This is a genomic window from Polynucleobacter paludilacus (genome assembly GCF_018687595.1).
Lineage (GTDB): Bacteria > Pseudomonadota > Gammaproteobacteria > Burkholderiales > Burkholderiaceae > Polynucleobacter > Polynucleobacter paludilacus.
This window is the reverse complement of sequence record NZ_CP061298.1, coordinates 598,739-614,127: the sequence shown is the minus strand read 5'-3', so window position 1 is coordinate 614,127 and position 15,389 is coordinate 598,739. Positions and strand designations below refer to the sequence as shown.

The window sequence follows — 15,389 nt, the reverse complement described above, 5'->3', positions numbered from 1 at the left end:
TTACATCCTTGTCATTAAATATAAGGGTTTTCCCGCACATGAACATCATCAAAACATTTTTTCTCGTTGTTCTAATAAGTTTTGCCAGTTGTGGCTTCACTCAAGAGAAAAGTATCGTGGTCTCCTCCACAACTTCTACAGAGCAGTCGGGTCTATTTAGTTATCTATTACCGATCTTTAAAAGTAAGAGTGGCATTGATGTCAAAGTCATTGCGGTTGGTACGGGCCAGGCCTTAGATATTGGTCGCCGAGGTGATGCCGATGTGGTCTTTGTTCATGACAAATCGGCAGAAGAACAATTTGTAGCTGAGGGTTTTGCTACTAAGCGATATGAGGTGATGTACAACGATTTCATTCTGATTGGGCCTAAAAGTGATCCAGCCAAGATTGCAGGCGGCAAAGACATTAATGACGCCTTTCAGAAAATTGCCGCTTCTCAGTCACCGTTTGTTTCTCGGGGCGATAAGAGTGGCACAAACGCAGCAGAGCTTCGCTATTGGAAGAGTGCTGGCATCAATCCTACTGGTGAAGCTTGGTACAAAGACACCGGATCAGGCATGGGCCCTGCCCTCAATACTGCCTCAGCTATGAATGCCTACATTCTTGCTGATAGGGGCACATGGCTCAGCTTTAAAAATCGCGGTGATCTCATCATCGTCGTTGAAGGGGACCGAAAACTCTTTAATCAATATGGTGTGATGCTAGTCAACCCCGAGAAGTTTCCTCAGGTGAAGAAAGTATTAGGTCAAACTTTTATTGCTTGGCTAATCTCTAAAGACGGACAGTCTACGATTGCTTCCTACAAGATTGATGGGCAACAGGTCTTCTTTCCGAATGCTAAATCTAGCGGTAGGTAAGCGAGCGAATAAAGAAAAAGCCCATCAATTGATGGGCTTTTGCTAGGTACTAATGACTTCAGTCTGAACTGAATTATTTCTTTGGGGTTTCAAAGGTGATGATGGTGTCATCAACAAACTCAACCATCACATCGTCACCTGCCTTGAATTTCTCAAGACCTAAAACACTTGGAGCCACTTTCACTTTTTGCTTCTCACCAGATGGGAGTGTAAAAGTCACAACACGGCTGTTGTAATCAATAGTAGAAATCTTCACCGTTGCATAAACGGTATCTTGAGTTTCTTCAAAAGGTTTAGCAGCACCTTTGCCGGCCATCACAACAGAGTGAACGCCTGAGGCGCCGGGCTTCTGATCTTTTCCTGCTGCAGTCAATCCAACTGCAAGTGCTTGAGCATGCTCAACCACGAAAACATCACCCTTCTTTACCTTACCCAAATCATTTACTGATTTAGCAACGTTCATCTGAGCCAAATTACCATTCGCATCTTTTAAAGTTACAACACGGGTTTTCATATCAACCGAGTCAATCGTTGCAGTCAACACCATGACGTCAGCTGCCAAAGGAACCATCTTAGCTGGCATTTGAGCTGATGCAGAAGCAGATAAAGCAAGGCCAATTGAGGCGAATAAAGCGTAGACTGATTTCTTCAAGATAACTCCTAGTAATGAGGTTTTTAGATGCAGGTGTAAACCGCTTTTTGATTGTAACCATGATCATTATCAGTTTTAAGACAAAAAAGTCTTAATTGATGCTCTATATTGGTAGTAGTACTAGGGTAAGTGGAGTTTTTGGAGAATATCTAGTGATACTGATAAAGAGTTGGGCTGAAGCAGAGCCGGATGCCTATCAAATTCGGAAAACAGTCTTCATTGAAGAACAAGCTGTTCCAGAAGAAATGGAGCTTGACCTCTATGATGCGCAAGCCCAACACGCCCTGCTATATCAAAACTCACAATGCATTGGCACTGCACGACTGGTTGTACAAAGTGACGGCGCCGGAAAGATTGGTCGGATGGCAGTATTGAGCCCCTACCGAAGACAGGGTTTTGGTGGACAGCTGCTGGGGGCTTTAATTGGTTTTGGGAAGTCACAAGGCATTGCGCGTTTTGTTCTCAACGCCCAAATGGTTGCCATTCCTTTTTATGAGAAATTGGGATTTCAAGCCCATGGGCCTGTTTATGATGAAGCAGGAATTCCACATCGCTCTATGATGTTGGTATTGAACCCTACTGCGCCATAAATGACTACAACTCCCTATACCTTTCGTGTTTGCTATTCCGATACCGATACTGCAGGCTTTGTCTACCATGCCCGTTATCTAGAAATCTTTGAGCGTAGCAGAGCTGCTTGGCTTCATGGTCTAGGCATCGGCCCCTTGAGGTTAGTAGAGGAATTCGAAATTCTTTTCCCCGTGCGCGAGCTCACCATGAACTTTCATCGTCCCGGACGATTGGATGACCTCTTAGTGATTGATCAAATGATTGAGCATCGCGGTCGCACTCAAATCGCGATTAAACAAACTGCCAAGAAGATCAATGAAGCCAACCCATCTGAAGAGCCTACTTTACTGGCCAGTGCACTGATTCATTTGGTGGCAGTCGATACCAAAACACACAAGCCAAAGGGTCTACCAGAGTGGCTATTTCCTTTAGTGGATTCAGTAGATTCCCAAAAGCAAAAAACCTAGCCTCATGAGCTAGGTTTTTAATCAATCAGAGTTAGCCCAAGAAGATTATTTCTTCGCTTCCATTGCTTCTTTATGAGCAGTAATTTCTTTACGGCGCTCTTTGCATGCACCAGCAATTTCTTGCAAAGCTTTACGAGCACGAGCTGCGGATGCCTTAACGCCCTTACCAATGAATTTTTCGTTTTCAGCGATGTAATTCTCAAAAGCGGCTAGCAATGTATCGTGTTGTGACATCTTGTCTCCTAATATTTAAAAAATGGTTCCCTAACCACTACGAAAGCAAGTATATCTCTATAAAAAGTAGAGTTATTGACAGTCTAAATAGGGGAAAACTCTTACAGAGTCATACCCCTAAATCCTCATAACTTATTGAAAAATAACCATTTTTTATACTAGTGAGGCTATTACGCAATCGTATTTCGGATAATTCCGATACCTGTCACCTCAGACTCCATGACATCACCGGGCTTTAAAAACTCAGGGGGATTTCTGCTATAGCCCACTCCTGAAGGTGTACCAGTGGCAATAATGTCACCTGGTAGCAAAGTGAGGCCGCGCGATAACTCTGCAATGATCGCCGGAATTTTGAAATACATTTGCGCGTAACTGGCATTTTGTTTTTCAACTCCATTGACCCGACAAATCACTCGCACGTCTTTAAGGTCTACGCCACCAGCAGTAACTACCCAAGGACCCATTGGTCCATGACCGTCTAGACTCTTCCCCTTAAACCACTGGCCAGATTGTCGCTTCTGCTGAATGTCGCGGGCAGTCGTGTCGTTATAGGCAGAGTAGCCAAAAACATATTCCATTGCATTTTCTTCGGAAATATTTTTACCCTTCTTGCCAATCACGACGGCAAGCTCAGCTTCCCAATCAATCATGGTGGAAATACCGCCATCGTAAGGAATCTTGTCAAAGGGGCCATTCATGGTCTGAGTGCCCTTAGTGAAAATTACGGGCACCTTTGGATACTCTTTGATGCTTTTATCTTCGCGATTTTTTAAACCTTCTTCGAAGTGATCCAGATAGTTCCAACCAACACAGTAAATATTGCTCTGAGGTTTAGGGATTGGTGAGAGCAAGATAATTTGGTTCACGTTTTGAGTGGCTTGACCCCGGCTCTTAAAAAGCTTGGCCAAATCCAGGAGCCCTTGATTGCCAGAGCCCGCTAAGGAGATCATGGAAGTAGGGTCGAAAGATAGGGTCAGTTTTTGACGAGCCGCCTCAGCGGGGATATCAATCACCATGCCATCATTAGTAACCAATCCTAGACGGGATGTAGCGCCCATGCGTGGCAAGTAGTTTGCTACTCGGTAACCCGCTTTTCCAGTCAATGGCTCAACTGCCACTGGAGAATTACTACTAGCAGCCTCTGCAGTGCCAGAGAGCAGCAAGCTACTTAAGGCAGCACTGCTACCCATCTTGAGAATATCGCGACGATTTGTATCCATATTGTCTCCTTTAAGATTTTTATCTTTTTTATACCACTCTAGATAAATCTTAATACCAAACGCAAAATGCCCAAAATTTCGCTATGCTTCGGGTGTGCGAACCCTATTAAAGTCTCTCATCCTCCTTTTGGGCAACACCATGCTCTCTGCCTGTGGCAGGGTCGACTACACGACCTGGAAGTGCCAAGATGTCGATGGGCAGAAGCTCTCAATAATTCTCAAGCAGGCGCAAATGATCCTGCCCAATACCACTTATACCCATTGTGGCGCTCTGGGAGAGGTGACTTATTTTGCCAATCAATGTCCCGCACTCACCCAAGATGCTGAAGTGCAATTTATTCCTAGTCAGGGCAAGCTCACCATTGCCGATAAAGCATATCAATGCACAGCACTTTAAAGGGGTCCCTGTAGATGAATCCCCTCAGCCCCAAGAAACTGCTATTAACTAAATGGACTGCGGTGCAGCCACAGAATAAAGAGAAACATTTTTTAGTATCTAAAGTGATCTACTCAGATCCCGAACAGGAATTGATAGCAGAGTCGGTTGAGCTTGAGGCAGTCTTCAGCAAAAAGGTGCGAGTCATTCCTTGGCGAGAATTGACTGACAGTGATTGCTGGTTACAGGGTTGGAAATAAAAAAGCCACCGCTAGGGTGGCTTTTATCAAAGTAAAGCGATCTTATTCCGAACCGGCTTCTTTTGCTTTTGCTTTGCCTTTACCGGCCGAGGTTTTCTTGACCAACTCATCCAGGTTCTTTTCGGCAGTATCGGCCACTTGATTCACAATGCGACGGCCCTCCTGAAACATCTGCTGACCAGTGGTCGACATTTCATGAACCACTTTCGATAACTTGTCTGCATGGGCTGGCATTTTGCTTTCTGCATCCTCAAGCCAGCTGACCAATGAATGGCGCACCTTCTCTAAATGTTTCTCTGTTTCATCAGCAGCATTCTCACCCAAATCCTTCAGCAAGGATTTAACCTTCTTTTGGTAAGTTGCTGCACGCTTAGCAGCTTCTTTTGTTGCTTCTTCTTGTAGATCTTTTAATTTACCAAGGTCATTCTTGGCGGCTGACTTGGCAGTAGCCATGGCATTTTTCATGCTGTACTCAACTTCAGCCAGATGATGATCGCCAATCTCTTTAGCGGTTTCAAGTAATTTGTGTGAGAAAGTGAACAGCTCTTTCGCTTTTTCTCTTTGCCAGTCCTGAAAATCTTTTGGATTCATGGTGCCTTCCTTTAATCAATTGTGCGGTAGAAAATTCGGAATTTAAGAATGCTTGCCTGATAAACCCTACTCTATACCCAAATTCGACACTTGCCAATAAGCACTCCTTGAATCGTTAAAATGGAGATCGTCCTTTTAAATTCATTAGAAGAAACCCCATTCATGCTCGATCTACTTGTAAACCCTAATGCTTGGGTAGCCTTCTTCACCTTGGCCGCACTCGAAATTATTCTGGGCATCGATAACATTATTTTTATTAGTGTGATTGCAGGTCGCTTACCGGTCAGCATCCGCGAACAGGTTAGGCGGATTGGCCTCCTTTTTGCACTCGTCACCCGCATCCTACTGTTACTGAGTTTGTCATGGGTGATGGGTTTAACAGAACCCCTTTTTAGCTTTTTTGAGCATGCGGTCTCTGGTCGAGATCTGATCTTATTACTCGGCGGCTTCTTCCTGATCTGGAAAGCCTCAAAGGAAATCTATTCTGAAGTGGAGCTCCATCATGACTCCAATACCCCTTCAGAAGCTGAGCAGATCAGCCCCAAAGAATCTATCCAGAAATTATTCATTGCTTCAGTAGGGCAAATTGCGCTACTCGATATGATCTTCTCTTTGGATAGTGTCATTACTGCAGTAGGTATGGTGGATGAGATTGCGATCATGATTGCCGCTGTGATCGCTTCGGTTTTGATCATGCTACTTGCTGCTAAACCGATCGGAGACTTTGTCGGCCGCCATGCTTCCATCAAAGTGTTGGCGCTCTCTTTTCTGACCGTCGTGGGTGTAGTCTTAATTGCCGAAGGGATGGGATTGCATATCCCTAAGGGTTACATCTATGTTGCGATGGCTTTTTCTCTGGGGGTTGAGTTACTCAATATTCGCGCTCGAGCTAAACAGCTTGCGCGCAAGCAAAGCCACTAGCCCAAGCCCACTGAAAATTATGGCCGCCTAAGTGGCCAGTAACATCAACACACTCGCCAATGAAATACAAACCAGGATGGGATTTAGCCATCATCGTTTGACCATCTAGATCGTTGGTATCTACTCCTCCCAGCATCACTTCAGCCTTTTTCCAGCCCAGGGTACCTGCAGGCTTCACCGACCAGTTGGTTATCAATTCTTTAAGTGCCTGGCGATCTTTTTTAGAGACTTCTGCCCACTTGCGACCTGCAAGATTTTTCTGTTCCGCAAAGGCTTTTGCCAAACGCTGCGGAAGCACAGAAGCCAAAATTGTCTCAGCAGTTTTTAAGCGATTGTCCTCATCATTAAACAAAGTATCGCAATGAAAGCCACCAGCCACTTCAACTGAGCCAAGCCAATCAATATGGATACCCTCACCTTCAGTCCAATAACTGCTGGCCTGTAAAACAGCTGGCCCAGATAAGCCCTTGTGCGTCAGTAATAAGTCTTCCTGAAAGCGGCAGACACCATAGCGATCACCTTTAGATCCTGAACTAATTCGGACTGGCAAGCTCAGACCTGCTAATTCATTGAGATGATGAAATGAGTCTGCAGTAAAGGACAGAGGGACTAAACCTGGGCGAGGTTCAACCACACTCAGATTAAATTGTTTGGCAATATCCAGTGCGTAAGCAGTGGCACCAATCGCGGGCACTGGTAAGCCGCCGGTTGCCATGACAACAGACTTTGTTTTTTCTGATCCTGCGCTGGTATTGACCACCCAGCTTCCTGACTCTTGCGCAATATTGAGTACAGACACGGGATTGCGTATCACCACCTTCCCTTTAGCGCACTCAGCAAACAGCATTTGAATAATGTCTTGCGCAGAGTGGTCGCAAAACAGTTGACCCTGATGTTTCTCGTGATAGTCAATGCCATAGGACTCTACTAATTTGATAAAGGCTTTTGCAGGGTAACGTGCAAGAGCACTCTTCACAAAATGGGGATTGAGTGATAAGAAATTGGCTGGGCCACTATGCTGGTTTGTGAAATTACAGCGGCCACCCCCGCTAATCCGAATCTTTTCCCCCAAGACCTCGGCATGATCCAGTACCAGTACCCTCTTATTGAGTTGCCCTGCGACTCCTGCGCAAAAAAGGCCAGCTGCACCTCCGCCAATAATGATGGCGTCCCATTGTGTACTCATAGATTATTCAAACCGATCGATAATCTCTTGGGACAGATTGAGTTTATGCATATGAATCCGCGTATATGCTTTCCGAAAACTCCTCGTCATTGAGATCATGACTGAGGCTGTCCAAGCAAAAGCAAATAAGCCAGAAAATGCGATGATCACAGCAAGCATGCGCCAGCCTTCAGGCAAGGTGTCATCCATAAAACCGATTGCCGTATATGCGCTGCCACTAAATAAAACACTTTGTGACCAATGCGCTATTAGCCCAAAGCTGTAAATGAATAGACCCCAAATCAAAATCTCAAAGAGATGAGTCATGAGGAGTAGAAAGATAGATAGATAAAAAACTGTAGTGACTGCGGTATATTTTTTCTCTTCTAAATAGAGATAGGCTTTGACCTCATAACGCTTAGCGATCTGGAGGAGGCAAACCCCATGAAGAACCATGACAATCATCAATATGGCGATGCCAAAGGTATAGGCAGGTATATCGAGCTGTACTACGAGGGAGTTATCTGGTATTTGCATCGTCTCAATATCTGAAGGTTCAGGCCAGTTGATACCACTGCTGGATAATTCGCCAAGTCTCTTCTGCGGTTTCGGTGCAATGAATGAGCTTCATATCGGTTCGTTCGATCACTCCGTACTCCATCATTAAATTGAAGTTTATCGAATTCTCCCAAAAAGTTTTACCAACCAGGATGATCGGTAGTAGGGCCACCTTATGGGTTTGCATTAAGGTCAACACCTCAAACAGTTCATCCATGGAACCAAATCCTCCAGGAAAGGCCACAATAGCTCTCGCACGCAGCATGAAGTGCATCTTGCGGAGTGCAAAGTAATGAAAGCGAAAACTGAGGCCTTCAGTGAGATAGGGATTGGGTCTTTGCTCACGCGGCAGGCTAATGTTAAAACCAATGGTTTGGTCGCCACTCTCAAAAGCGCCTCTGCTAGCTGCTTCCATAATGCCGGGACCACCACCAGTACAAATATGCAACTTGTTATTAGCGCTCGTTTGGGTCGCATTGTATTGGGCCACTAAAGTACCGAACTTTCTGGCTTCCTCATAAAAGTGACTATTGTCGATTGCCCGTTTGGCCTCAAACTGCTCTTCAGGAGTCTTGGCTTCTGCCACTCGTTTTTCTGCTTCATCATGACTAATAAAGCGCGTTGAGCCAAAGACCGTGATGGTATGTTCAATACCATGTTCACGTAATAGGATGTCGGGCTTTAGCAACTCCAACTCAAACCGAATTCCCATCGTTTCTTTGCGAGCCAAGAAGGCTTCGTCTGCAAAAGCAAACTTGTAAGATTCCTCAGTAGTTTCTTCATGAATATCCTCTTTATGAAGATTGAAGAACTCGGTAATGGTCTGAGAATTGTTAACGGGGAGCTTAGGGCTCATCGATTGCCTTCAAAATATTCAGTGCTTCCATCTTAATACCTTTATTTGACGGCTTGGTAGTAACATCTATTGAGAGCCATCTATTTCTATTCATGCCTAACACTACAGCCCCCGAGCCTTTAAATTACTTTGCACTGATTAAGCGACTCCAGCGCGATCCAGCAGAAAGCAAATCTGATGCTGGAAAAGTGGTGCTGATTGGTGGCGCCCCCGGTATGGCTGGGGCAATTGTCTTAGCCGGAAAAGCCTGTCTCCATTTGGGTGCAGGCTGGACTATATTAGAAATGCTAGATCCTGCTTCAGCCCATTGCGTGCCTGAGCAAGCTGAGCTGATGGTTCGCTTAGCCAAGCCTGATGCAGCGATGCAACTTACAGAGTTAAAACCAGACTGCATTGCGATTGGTCCAGGTCTTGGAAATACTTCAATTGCACAGGCGTGGCTCAGTGCAGCACTAAGCTACCCTGCCGTTCCTCTCATCATTGATGCGGATGCCCTTAACCTCATCGGTCAAGATGAATCTTTGTTAACTCTCTTGCGTCATCGCAATCAAACTTTTCCGCTGTCAACAGTATTAACACCTCATCCAGGTGAAGCTGCTCGACTACTAAACTCTACTAGCGCGCAAGTCCAAGCGGATCGGCTTGGATCTATTCATGCCTTGGTAGAGCTAACTCAGTCAATTGTGATTCTCAAGGGTCAACATACACTGATTGCCTCACCTATTGATGCGCCCGTGCAGTGCTTACAAGGCAACGCAGGTATGGCGACAGGCGGGATGGGGGATGTCTTGACAGGGAGCATTGCTGCCTTAGCAGCACAAGGCGTGCGTCATGCTTTGGACTTATGGGATGCAAGCTGCCTAGCAGTAGAGTTGCATGCGAGCGCTGCTGATGCTTTAGTTGCTCAGGGTGTCGGGCCGCTTGGCCTAACACCCTCCGAACTCATTTTAGAAATGAGATCACTCCTAAATCAACATTACTGAGCAGCGGCTTCTGCAGCTTTCGCTTTTTTCTTAGCTTTTTTCTTGGCTTTCTTTTCTGCCTTTTTCTTGGCTTTCTTTTCTGCTTTAGCGGCAGCCTTATCTTGCGCAGCTGTTGTTGCTGCTGGCATTGCTGCAGGCGCTGCTGCTGGAGCAGCTACAGGTGCAGGGGCAGGATCTGCAGCCAAGACCATCATTGGGCTTAAACCAATTGAGGCGGAAACCAAAGCGGCTAAAGCAAGGCGGGAAGTACGAGTCATTTATATCTCCAAAACATTCAGTGATGAATGAATCATACCTAATAAATCAACAAATATGCCAATTTAAGGGTTTTGGATAGGGTTTGGCTTCGACAATGAAAGTCCCAGAAAGAAAAAGGGTCATCCTAAGATGACCCTTTTTCTTCTAGTAACTGGACTTAAGCAGGTATTGCCTCAGTCTCGACGATCTTCTCTAAAGCGGCTTCAAGGTGTTGAACCGTACGATCAACATGCTCTAACTTCTCAATACCAAACAAGCCGATACGGAAGGTTTTGAAATCGGGACGCTCGTCACATTGAAGGGGAACACCAGCAGCAGTTTGCAAACCGAGCGCAATAAATTTCTTGCCCGATTGAATCTCTGGATCCTTGGTGTAGCTAACCACTACGCCAGGAGCCTGGAAACCTTTGGCTGCAACTGATGGATAACCTTTTGACTCGAGTAAAGCACGCACTTTACTCCCGAGTTCAACCTGTTTAGCTTTTAACGAATCAAAGCCAAGGTCTTGGGTTTCTTTCATGACATTGCGCAGAATTTTGAGCGCGTCAGTTGGCATGGTGGTGTGATAAACGTGAGCACCCTTTTCATAGGTCTCCATGATCTGCAACCATTTTTTGAGATCCATCGAAAAACTACTGCTCTGGGTACTCTCAATTTTTTCACGGGCACGATCACTCATCGCAACCATTGCGCAACAAGGTGAACTACTCCACCCTTTTTGTGGTGCAGTAATCAAGAGATCAACATGGCAGGCTTTCATATCAACCCACATTGCACCAGAGGCGATGCAATCCAATACAAACAAACCGCCCACCGATCTCACCGCTTCACCCACTGCTTTTAAGTAGTCATCCGGAAGAATGATTCCAGCAGAAGTTTCTACATGGGGAGCAAATACCACTGCTGGCTTGTGCGCTTTAATCTGCGCCACAACCTCTTCAATAGGCGCTGGAGCAAATACACCTTGAGTGGAATTGTCTAGCTGTCTACCTTTAATCACGGTGATGTCATTAGTGATGTTGGCCAAATCAAAAATTTGCGTCCAGCGATAGCTAAAGTAGCCATTTCGTAAAACCACACATTTTTGATTGGTAGCAAACTGGCGAGCTACAGCTTCCATGCCATAGGTACCACTACCAGGAACGATCACTGCAGAGCTTGCGTTGTAGGCATCTTTCAAGATACTCGAAATATCAACAATGACCTTCTTGAACTCATTTGACATGTGGTTCAAAGAGCGATCGGTGTAAACCACTGAAAACTCTAATAGACCATCAGGATCAACATTGGGCAATAAACCTGGCATTTTCTTTTCCTAGCAATTCTGTAAATAGCCTTAAATGATACCGATATTGACTATTTTTGCATTGCACAAGAGCAATTGAGTGGTTTAGAGCCCGCTAGGACCGGTCCCTAGGCTTTGCAGAGGAAACGGCAATCCCCAAAGCAATCAAGATAAAGGCAAACCCATGATAGAGGTGCGGGGGTTCACCCAGCATAGCGGCAGAAAATAGTGCAGTAAATAAAGGGATCAGATTTGCAAAGAAAGCGGCGACCGTCGGCCCTGCCCCATTCACACCAAGCCCCCAACAACGATAAGCAATCAACGATGGGCCGATTGCAACAAAAAGGATCAGCAAAACACTCAAAGGCGTGAAGTGAATAAAAGCGTGTCCAGCCATCACCTCAACACTATCGAATAAAGCAGTCCATAACAGACCAGAGAAAACCTGCGCCATCAGAAACTCAGCCCAGGGCCACTGTCGCTCCGTACTTTTACCTGGGCGACTGAGCATCCAGCTGTAAAGCGCCCATAAGATCGTCGCAAGCATGATCAATACATCGCCAATTACCACCTGAAGATTGAGCAAGATAGCCATCTCTCCCCGCGAGAGAACCAGCGCAACGCCTAAGAGCGAAACCAAAGCGCCGAAGAGTTGTAATGGATTGGGTCGCGTTTGATACCAGAGTGCGCCAATAATTAACATCCAAATCGGCATACTGGCCCCAATCAAAGTCACATTAATTGGGGTTGAGGTCTGTAAAGCCAAATACAGTAGAACGTTATAACTGCCGACTCCAAATAATCCCAAAAGCAGAAAACGTTTTTTGCTGAGCCACAAGGCACTGCCCGGCTTAAAGACTCTCCAACCCAGCGGCAACAAGATGAGTGCCGCAAGTGACCAACGCACTGCGCTGAGCGTAATCGGTGAAACACTACCAACCAATAAACGGCCCGCTATAGCATTTCCAGCCCAAAGTGCGGTAGCGCTTACCAGATAGAAGATGGTGGATAAGGGAATCTGTGACATCACTGGGTCTAGAAGCAGGAAAATCCGTTGAAAAGCTCGATTGTAGAAAGAAAGCTGGGGTATTGCTAAGATAGAGCCAAATTTAGCAAGAGGAAGCCCAGTGGCAATCATTACCAATATCGAAGACCTGCGGGTTCTTCATCAAAAACGTACCCCCAAGATGTTTTACGACTACGCCGATTCTGGCTCTTGGACCGAATCAACCTATCGCGCAAACGAGTCTGATTTCCAGAAAATCAAGTTACGTCAAAGAGTCGCCGTCAATATGACTAACCGCACTCTGGAAACCACCATGGTTGGCGAAAAGGTAACGATGCCTGTAGCGCTAGCTCCCACTGGACTCACCGGCATGCAGCACGCCGACGGAGAAATATTGGCTGCCAAAGCTGCTGAAAAGTTTGGTGTGCCCTTCTGCTTGTCTACCATGAGCATCTGCTCCATTGAAGATGTTGCCGAGAGAACCACTAAGCCATTTTGGTTTCAGCTCTATGTCATGAAAGACCGTGGCTTTATTGAACGACTGATTGAAAGGGCGAAGGCAGCTAAATGTTCTGCCTTAGTGCTCACCTTAGATCTACAGATCTTAGGACAACGCCATAAAGACCTGAAGAATGGCTTATCAGCCCCTCCCAAACTCACAATCGCCAATATGATTGACATGGCCACCAAACCTCATTGGTGCTTGGGTATGGCGATGACACCGCGTCGGACTTTCCGCAATATCGTTGGGCATGCCACAGGGGTGGGCAATATGTCTTCCCTTTCGTCTTGGACTGCTGAGCAATTCGATCCAGGTCTCAATTGGGATGATGTGCAATGGATTAAAAAATTATGGGGTGGCAAACTCATCATCAAAGGCATTTTGGATGAGCAAGACGCACGCCTTGCTGCCGACTCTGGCGCAGATGCCTTAATTGTTTCTAATCATGGTGGCCGTCAACTCGATGGCGCTATCTCCAGCATCAAAGCTCTGCCCGGTATTGTGGACGCAGTTGGTCAGGATATTGAAGTGTGGATGGATGGCGGCATACGCTCTGGACAAGATGTACTCAAAGCTTGGGCCCTTGGTGCACGAGGCACGATGATTGGTCGCCCCTTCCTTTACGGCTTAGGCGCGATGGGCGAGGCTGGTGTCACCAAATGTTTAGAAATTATTCGTAACGAATTGGATATCACGATGGCGTTTACAGGACATCGCGACATTCAGAATGTGACTAAAGACATTTTGTATCCAGGGACTTTTTAAATGTTCTACATATTCGACTGGCCAGCCATCATCTTTGTCTGTAGCTTGATCTTGCTGACTCTTTCAGCCTGGATGGGCTCGTGCTTTTTTAGTCGATATCGCAATGCAGATACCGAATCGGAATTTGATTTAGGAGTCATTCAAACTGCCACCTTGACGCTTCTGGGTCTCATTATTGGCTTTACTTTCTCTATGGCGATCACTCGTTATGACTTGAGGCACACCTTGGAGGAAGCTGAGGCTAATGCCATCGGCACCGAATATTTACGTGCAGATTTGTTGCCTGCCAGTTCCGCAGATAAAACTAAGGCATTACTAGTGGAGTATTTGGATCAACGCATTACTTTTTATAGTTTGAGATTAGATGAGGAGAAGCAAGCTCTCCGAGCCCAAACTGAAAAAACCCAAATGGCGCTCTGGAATAACATCTTGCCCTATGTCAAAAGCCAAAATGGGGCTACCCCTGCGCTGATTGCATCTGGCATGAATGAGGTCTTGAATTCTGAAGGCTATACCCAAGCGGCTTGGTGGAATCGCATTCCTATTGCAGCGTGGACCTTGATGATTGCCATTGCGGTATTTGCTAACGCCTTAGTCGGTTATGGGGCTCGCAATTACATGAAAAATCGTGGACTATTCATCATCTTTCCTTTGATTGTCTCAGTCGCATTTTTTCTGATTGCTGATATCGATAGCCCAACACGGGGCATTATTCTGATTAAGCCTCGCAACTTGCTTTCTCTCCAAACCACCCTTCAATCTCAACTAAGCAACAAGCCCTTGAGCGCAAGCCATTAATTGCTGTATCCCCGTATCTAATAGGCGGTAGACATGAAGCGAGTTGTTGATATTTTTAAGAACCGAGGTCGAGATCTTGTCTGGACCTACGTCATTCATCTGGGGAATACTGAGTTTCACCCAGCACAACTCGACTTTGAAGTAGAAGCCTTGCGCTTATCGCAACTAGACAAGCTTGGTCTACTCAGTAATTTAAGCGCCAAAATGAGAATGCCTATTTAGTGATTGTTTCTGGTTCGTAAATTGACCATGCAAGAATCATAGTCAATGAGTTTTACTATCATGAACACACATTATCTTTTTTGTGTTCACATGACTATTCAACGCTATCACCCCGTTCTGATTTTCTTTCACTGGTTTATTTTTCTTTTAGTAGTTCTAGCCCTGGCCTCGATCGAATTAAAAGGCCAATTTATTAAAGGTAGCCCTCCCCGCGAGCTTTGCAAAACCATACATGGCTATTTAGGGCAACTCATTTTGATCAGCGTCGTCCTCAGACTCTTTGCTAAATCCTATTTTGGCAATCCCTCATCGATTACAGTCAACCGTGTAGTGACCGTGCTACGAAAAGTCATGCATACCCTGCTGTATTGCCTGCTGCTCCTCCTGCCGATACTTGGGGTAATCTTTTTACAAGCGGGTAATAAGTCAGTTGATTGGCTGGGATGGGAGCTGCCCAACCTGATTCAAAATAACCCCGCTGTGAAGAAGAGCTTCAAAGCAGCTCACGAATGGCTGGGTAATGCACTCTACTATTTGATTGGTTTGCACGCTTTCAGTGCCATCTGGCAGCACTTTGTCTTAAAAAACGATACACTTCAGCGCATGTTGTATCGTCGTTCTTCACTGTCTGAGCAATCTCCTCAAGGATCAAAATGAAGCCTTTCAATACCAAAGCCAAGCTCGTCATGGGCTGGACAATTTTGATGACCGTCATCGGCACAGCCATTCTGCACCAGTGGCAATTTTTTGCACTGGGATGCGCATCTATTGCGCTCATCATTGCTGCCAATCAGTACGGCCTAATCAAAGACAATACCGATCAAACCAAAAAATAAGACCCAG

General features: G+C 45.7%; 22 protein-coding genes. 12 read left to right on the top strand and 10 right to left on the bottom strand.

The features are described from left to right. Positions 1-38: 38 nt before the first annotated feature. Positions 39-857 carry an ABC transporter substrate-binding protein gene (locus AOC06_RS03335; RefSeq protein WP_215381232.1) on the top strand — a complete coding sequence of 273 codons (819 nt, stop codon included), beginning with the start codon at positions 39-41 and terminating at the stop codon, positions 855-857. 73 nt (positions 858-930) lie between these two features. Here AOC06_RS03335 and AOC06_RS03330 read toward each other — a convergent pair whose 3' ends face one another. Continuing rightward, positions 931-1,509, bottom strand: a complete 579-nt coding sequence (locus AOC06_RS03330; RefSeq protein WP_255880024.1) for a hypothetical protein — start codon at positions 1,507-1,509, stop codon at positions 931-933. Positions 1,510-1,661: 152 nt separating this feature from the next. Here AOC06_RS03330 and AOC06_RS03325 point away from each other — a divergent pair, with 152 nt between their 5' ends. Next, positions 1,662-2,099 (top strand): GNAT family N-acetyltransferase, encoded by a 438-nt coding sequence (locus AOC06_RS03325; protein ID WP_255880023.1) that lies wholly within the window; start codon positions 1,662-1,664, stop codon positions 2,097-2,099. After that, positions 2,100-2,546: a hotdog domain-containing protein gene (locus tag AOC06_RS03320; protein ID WP_215272291.1), complete on the top strand. Its 447-nt coding sequence runs from the start codon at positions 2,100-2,102 to the stop codon at positions 2,544-2,546. Between the two features lie 45 nt (positions 2,547-2,591). On the opposite strand, the gene AOC06_RS03315 is transcribed toward AOC06_RS03320, so the two are convergent. Beyond that, positions 2,592-2,780 (bottom strand): Hc1-related histone H1-like protein, encoded by a 189-nt coding sequence (locus tag AOC06_RS03315; protein ID WP_112203691.1) that lies wholly within the window; start codon positions 2,778-2,780, stop codon positions 2,592-2,594. 170 nt (positions 2,781-2,950) lie between these two features. Beyond that, entirely contained in the window at positions 2,951-4,000 is a 1,050-nt protein-coding gene (locus AOC06_RS03310; protein WP_215381230.1) for a fumarylacetoacetate hydrolase family protein, read from the bottom strand. A 94-nt stretch (positions 4,001-4,094) separates the two neighbouring features. Between AOC06_RS03310 and AOC06_RS03305 the strand changes: the two genes are divergently transcribed. After that, positions 4,095-4,397 (top strand): hypothetical protein, encoded by a 303-nt coding sequence (locus tag AOC06_RS03305; protein WP_215381224.1) that lies wholly within the window; start codon positions 4,095-4,097, stop codon positions 4,395-4,397. A gap of 14 nt (positions 4,398-4,411) precedes the next feature. Next, on the top strand, positions 4,412-4,636 hold the full coding sequence (locus AOC06_RS03300; RefSeq protein ID WP_215381222.1) for a TIGR02450 family Trp-rich protein: 225 nt from the start codon (positions 4,412-4,414) through the stop codon (positions 4,634-4,636). 42 nt (positions 4,637-4,678) lie between these two features. Here AOC06_RS03300 and AOC06_RS03295 read toward each other — a convergent pair whose 3' ends face one another. Further along, positions 4,679-5,227 (bottom strand): phasin family protein, encoded by a 549-nt coding sequence (locus AOC06_RS03295; protein ID WP_215381219.1) that lies wholly within the window; start codon positions 5,225-5,227, stop codon positions 4,679-4,681. A gap of 162 nt (positions 5,228-5,389) precedes the next feature. Here AOC06_RS03295 and AOC06_RS03290 point away from each other — a divergent pair, with 162 nt between their 5' ends. After that, a complete protein-coding gene (locus AOC06_RS03290) occupies positions 5,390-6,148 on the top strand; it encodes a TerC family protein (RefSeq protein ID WP_215381216.1) in 759 nt (252 codons plus the stop codon). Here the strand turns inward: AOC06_RS03290 and AOC06_RS03285 are convergent. The 3 genes from AOC06_RS03285 to AOC06_RS03275 are packed head-to-tail and all read right to left on the bottom strand — an operon-like array spanning position 6,117 to position 8,727. Then, a complete protein-coding gene (locus tag AOC06_RS03285) occupies positions 6,117-7,334 on the bottom strand; it encodes a BaiN/RdsA family NAD(P)/FAD-dependent oxidoreductase (RefSeq protein ID WP_215381214.1) in 1,218 nt (405 codons plus the stop codon). The two genes, AOC06_RS03290 and AOC06_RS03285, sit on opposite strands and share 32 nt — an antisense overlap. 3 nt (positions 7,335-7,337) lie before the next feature. Continuing rightward, positions 7,338-7,850 (bottom strand): ion channel, encoded by a 513-nt coding sequence (locus AOC06_RS03280; protein WP_215381212.1) that lies wholly within the window; start codon positions 7,848-7,850, stop codon positions 7,338-7,340. Between the two features lie 19 nt (positions 7,851-7,869). Further along, on the bottom strand, positions 7,870-8,727 hold the full coding sequence (locus AOC06_RS03275; RefSeq protein ID WP_215381211.1) for an LOG family protein: 858 nt from the start codon (positions 8,725-8,727) through the stop codon (positions 7,870-7,872). Between the two features lie 92 nt (positions 8,728-8,819). Here AOC06_RS03275 and AOC06_RS03270 point away from each other — a divergent pair, with 92 nt between their 5' ends. Continuing rightward, positions 8,820-9,710, top strand: coding sequence for an NAD(P)H-hydrate dehydratase (locus AOC06_RS03270; protein ID WP_215381210.1), 891 nt, complete (start codon positions 8,820-8,822; stop codon positions 9,708-9,710). Here the strand turns inward: AOC06_RS03270 and AOC06_RS03265 are convergent. The 3 genes from AOC06_RS03265 to AOC06_RS03255 all read right to left on the bottom strand — a co-directional run bounded on the left by AOC06_RS03265 (position 9,704) and on the right by AOC06_RS03255 (position 12,280). Then, positions 9,704-9,967, bottom strand: a complete 264-nt coding sequence (locus tag AOC06_RS03265) for a hypothetical protein (RefSeq protein WP_215381208.1) — start codon at positions 9,965-9,967, stop codon at positions 9,704-9,706. The genes AOC06_RS03270 and AOC06_RS03265 overlap by 7 nt on opposite strands. Positions 9,968-10,125: 158 nt before the next feature. Next, positions 10,126-11,274 (bottom strand): aminotransferase class V-fold PLP-dependent enzyme, encoded by a 1,149-nt coding sequence (locus AOC06_RS03260; protein ID WP_215381205.1) that lies wholly within the window; start codon positions 11,272-11,274, stop codon positions 10,126-10,128. A gap of 94 nt (positions 11,275-11,368) precedes the next feature. Further along, positions 11,369-12,280, bottom strand: a complete 912-nt coding sequence (locus tag AOC06_RS03255) for a DMT family transporter (RefSeq protein WP_215381202.1) — start codon at positions 12,278-12,280, stop codon at positions 11,369-11,371. A 100-nt stretch (positions 12,281-12,380) separates the two neighbouring features. Here AOC06_RS03255 and AOC06_RS03250 point away from each other — a divergent pair, with 100 nt between their 5' ends. The 5 genes from AOC06_RS03250 to AOC06_RS03230 are packed head-to-tail and all read left to right on the top strand — an operon-like array spanning position 12,381 to position 15,382. Then, positions 12,381-13,526 carry an alpha-hydroxy acid oxidase gene (locus AOC06_RS03250; protein ID WP_215381200.1) on the top strand — a complete coding sequence of 382 codons (1,146 nt, stop codon included), beginning with the start codon at positions 12,381-12,383 and terminating at the stop codon, positions 13,524-13,526. Continuing rightward, the gene (locus AOC06_RS03245; RefSeq protein WP_215381198.1) at positions 13,527-14,324 is read left to right on the top strand and encodes a bestrophin-like domain; all 798 of its coding nucleotides are present in this window, start codon (positions 13,527-13,529) and stop codon (positions 14,322-14,324) included. 33 nt (positions 14,325-14,357) lie between these two features. Beyond that, the gene (locus AOC06_RS03240) at positions 14,358-14,546 is read left to right on the top strand and encodes a hypothetical protein (RefSeq protein ID WP_215381196.1); all 189 of its coding nucleotides are present in this window, start codon (positions 14,358-14,360) and stop codon (positions 14,544-14,546) included. Positions 14,547-14,606: 60 nt separating this feature from the next. After that, positions 14,607-15,203: a cytochrome b gene (locus AOC06_RS03235; protein WP_215381195.1), complete on the top strand. Its 597-nt coding sequence runs from the start codon at positions 14,607-14,609 to the stop codon at positions 15,201-15,203. Then, positions 15,200-15,382 carry a hypothetical protein gene (locus AOC06_RS03230; RefSeq protein ID WP_215335465.1) on the top strand — a complete coding sequence of 61 codons (183 nt, stop codon included), beginning with the start codon at positions 15,200-15,202 and terminating at the stop codon, positions 15,380-15,382. Before AOC06_RS03235 ends, AOC06_RS03230 begins: the two co-directional genes overlap by 4 nt. The last annotated feature ends 7 nt before the right edge of the window (positions 15,383-15,389 follow it).

Bases quoted from the DNA above. Each gene is read 5' to 3' on its own strand.
- AOC06_RS03335 (WP_215381232.1), top strand. From the start codon at position 39: ATGAACATCATCAAAACATTTTTTCTCGTTGTTCTAATAAGTTTTGCC.
- AOC06_RS03320 (WP_215272291.1), top strand. From the start codon at position 2,100: ATGACTACAACTCCCTATACCTTTCGTGTTTGCTATTCCGATACCGAT.
- AOC06_RS03315 (WP_112203691.1), bottom strand. From the start codon at position 2,780: ATGTCACAACACGATACATTGCTAGCCGCTTTTGAGAATTACATCGCT.
- AOC06_RS03310 (WP_215381230.1), bottom strand. From the start codon at position 4,000: ATGGATACAAATCGTCGCGATATTCTCAAGATGGGTAGCAGTGCTGCC.
- AOC06_RS03300 (WP_215381222.1), top strand. From the start codon at position 4,412: ATGAATCCCCTCAGCCCCAAGAAACTGCTATTAACTAAATGGACTGCG.
- AOC06_RS03295 (WP_215381219.1), bottom strand. From the start codon at position 5,227: ATGAATCCAAAAGATTTTCAGGACTGGCAAAGAGAAAAAGCGAAAGAG.
- AOC06_RS03290 (WP_215381216.1), top strand. From the start codon at position 5,390: ATGCTCGATCTACTTGTAAACCCTAATGCTTGGGTAGCCTTCTTCACC.
- AOC06_RS03285 (WP_215381214.1), bottom strand. From the start codon at position 7,334: ATGAGTACACAATGGGACGCCATCATTATTGGCGGAGGTGCAGCTGGC.
- AOC06_RS03280 (WP_215381212.1), bottom strand. From the start codon at position 7,850: ATGCAAATACCAGATAACTCCCTCGTAGTACAGCTCGATATACCTGCC.
- AOC06_RS03275 (WP_215381211.1), bottom strand. From the start codon at position 8,727: ATGAGCCCTAAGCTCCCCGTTAACAATTCTCAGACCATTACCGAGTTC.
- AOC06_RS03270 (WP_215381210.1), top strand. From the start codon at position 8,820: ATGCCTAACACTACAGCCCCCGAGCCTTTAAATTACTTTGCACTGATT.
- AOC06_RS03265 (WP_215381208.1), bottom strand. From the start codon at position 9,967: ATGACTCGTACTTCCCGCCTTGCTTTAGCCGCTTTGGTTTCCGCCTCA.
- AOC06_RS03260 (WP_215381205.1), bottom strand. From the start codon at position 11,274: ATGCCAGGTTTATTGCCCAATGTTGATCCTGATGGTCTATTAGAGTTT.
- AOC06_RS03255 (WP_215381202.1), bottom strand. From the start codon at position 12,280: ATGTCACAGATTCCCTTATCCACCATCTTCTATCTGGTAAGCGCTACC.
- AOC06_RS03245 (WP_215381198.1), top strand. From the start codon at position 13,527: ATGTTCTACATATTCGACTGGCCAGCCATCATCTTTGTCTGTAGCTTG.
- AOC06_RS03240 (WP_215381196.1), top strand. From the start codon at position 14,358: ATGAAGCGAGTTGTTGATATTTTTAAGAACCGAGGTCGAGATCTTGTC.
- AOC06_RS03235 (WP_215381195.1), top strand. From the start codon at position 14,607: ATGAACACACATTATCTTTTTTGTGTTCACATGACTATTCAACGCTAT.
- AOC06_RS03230 (WP_215335465.1), top strand. From the start codon at position 15,200: ATGAAGCCTTTCAATACCAAAGCCAAGCTCGTCATGGGCTGGACAATT.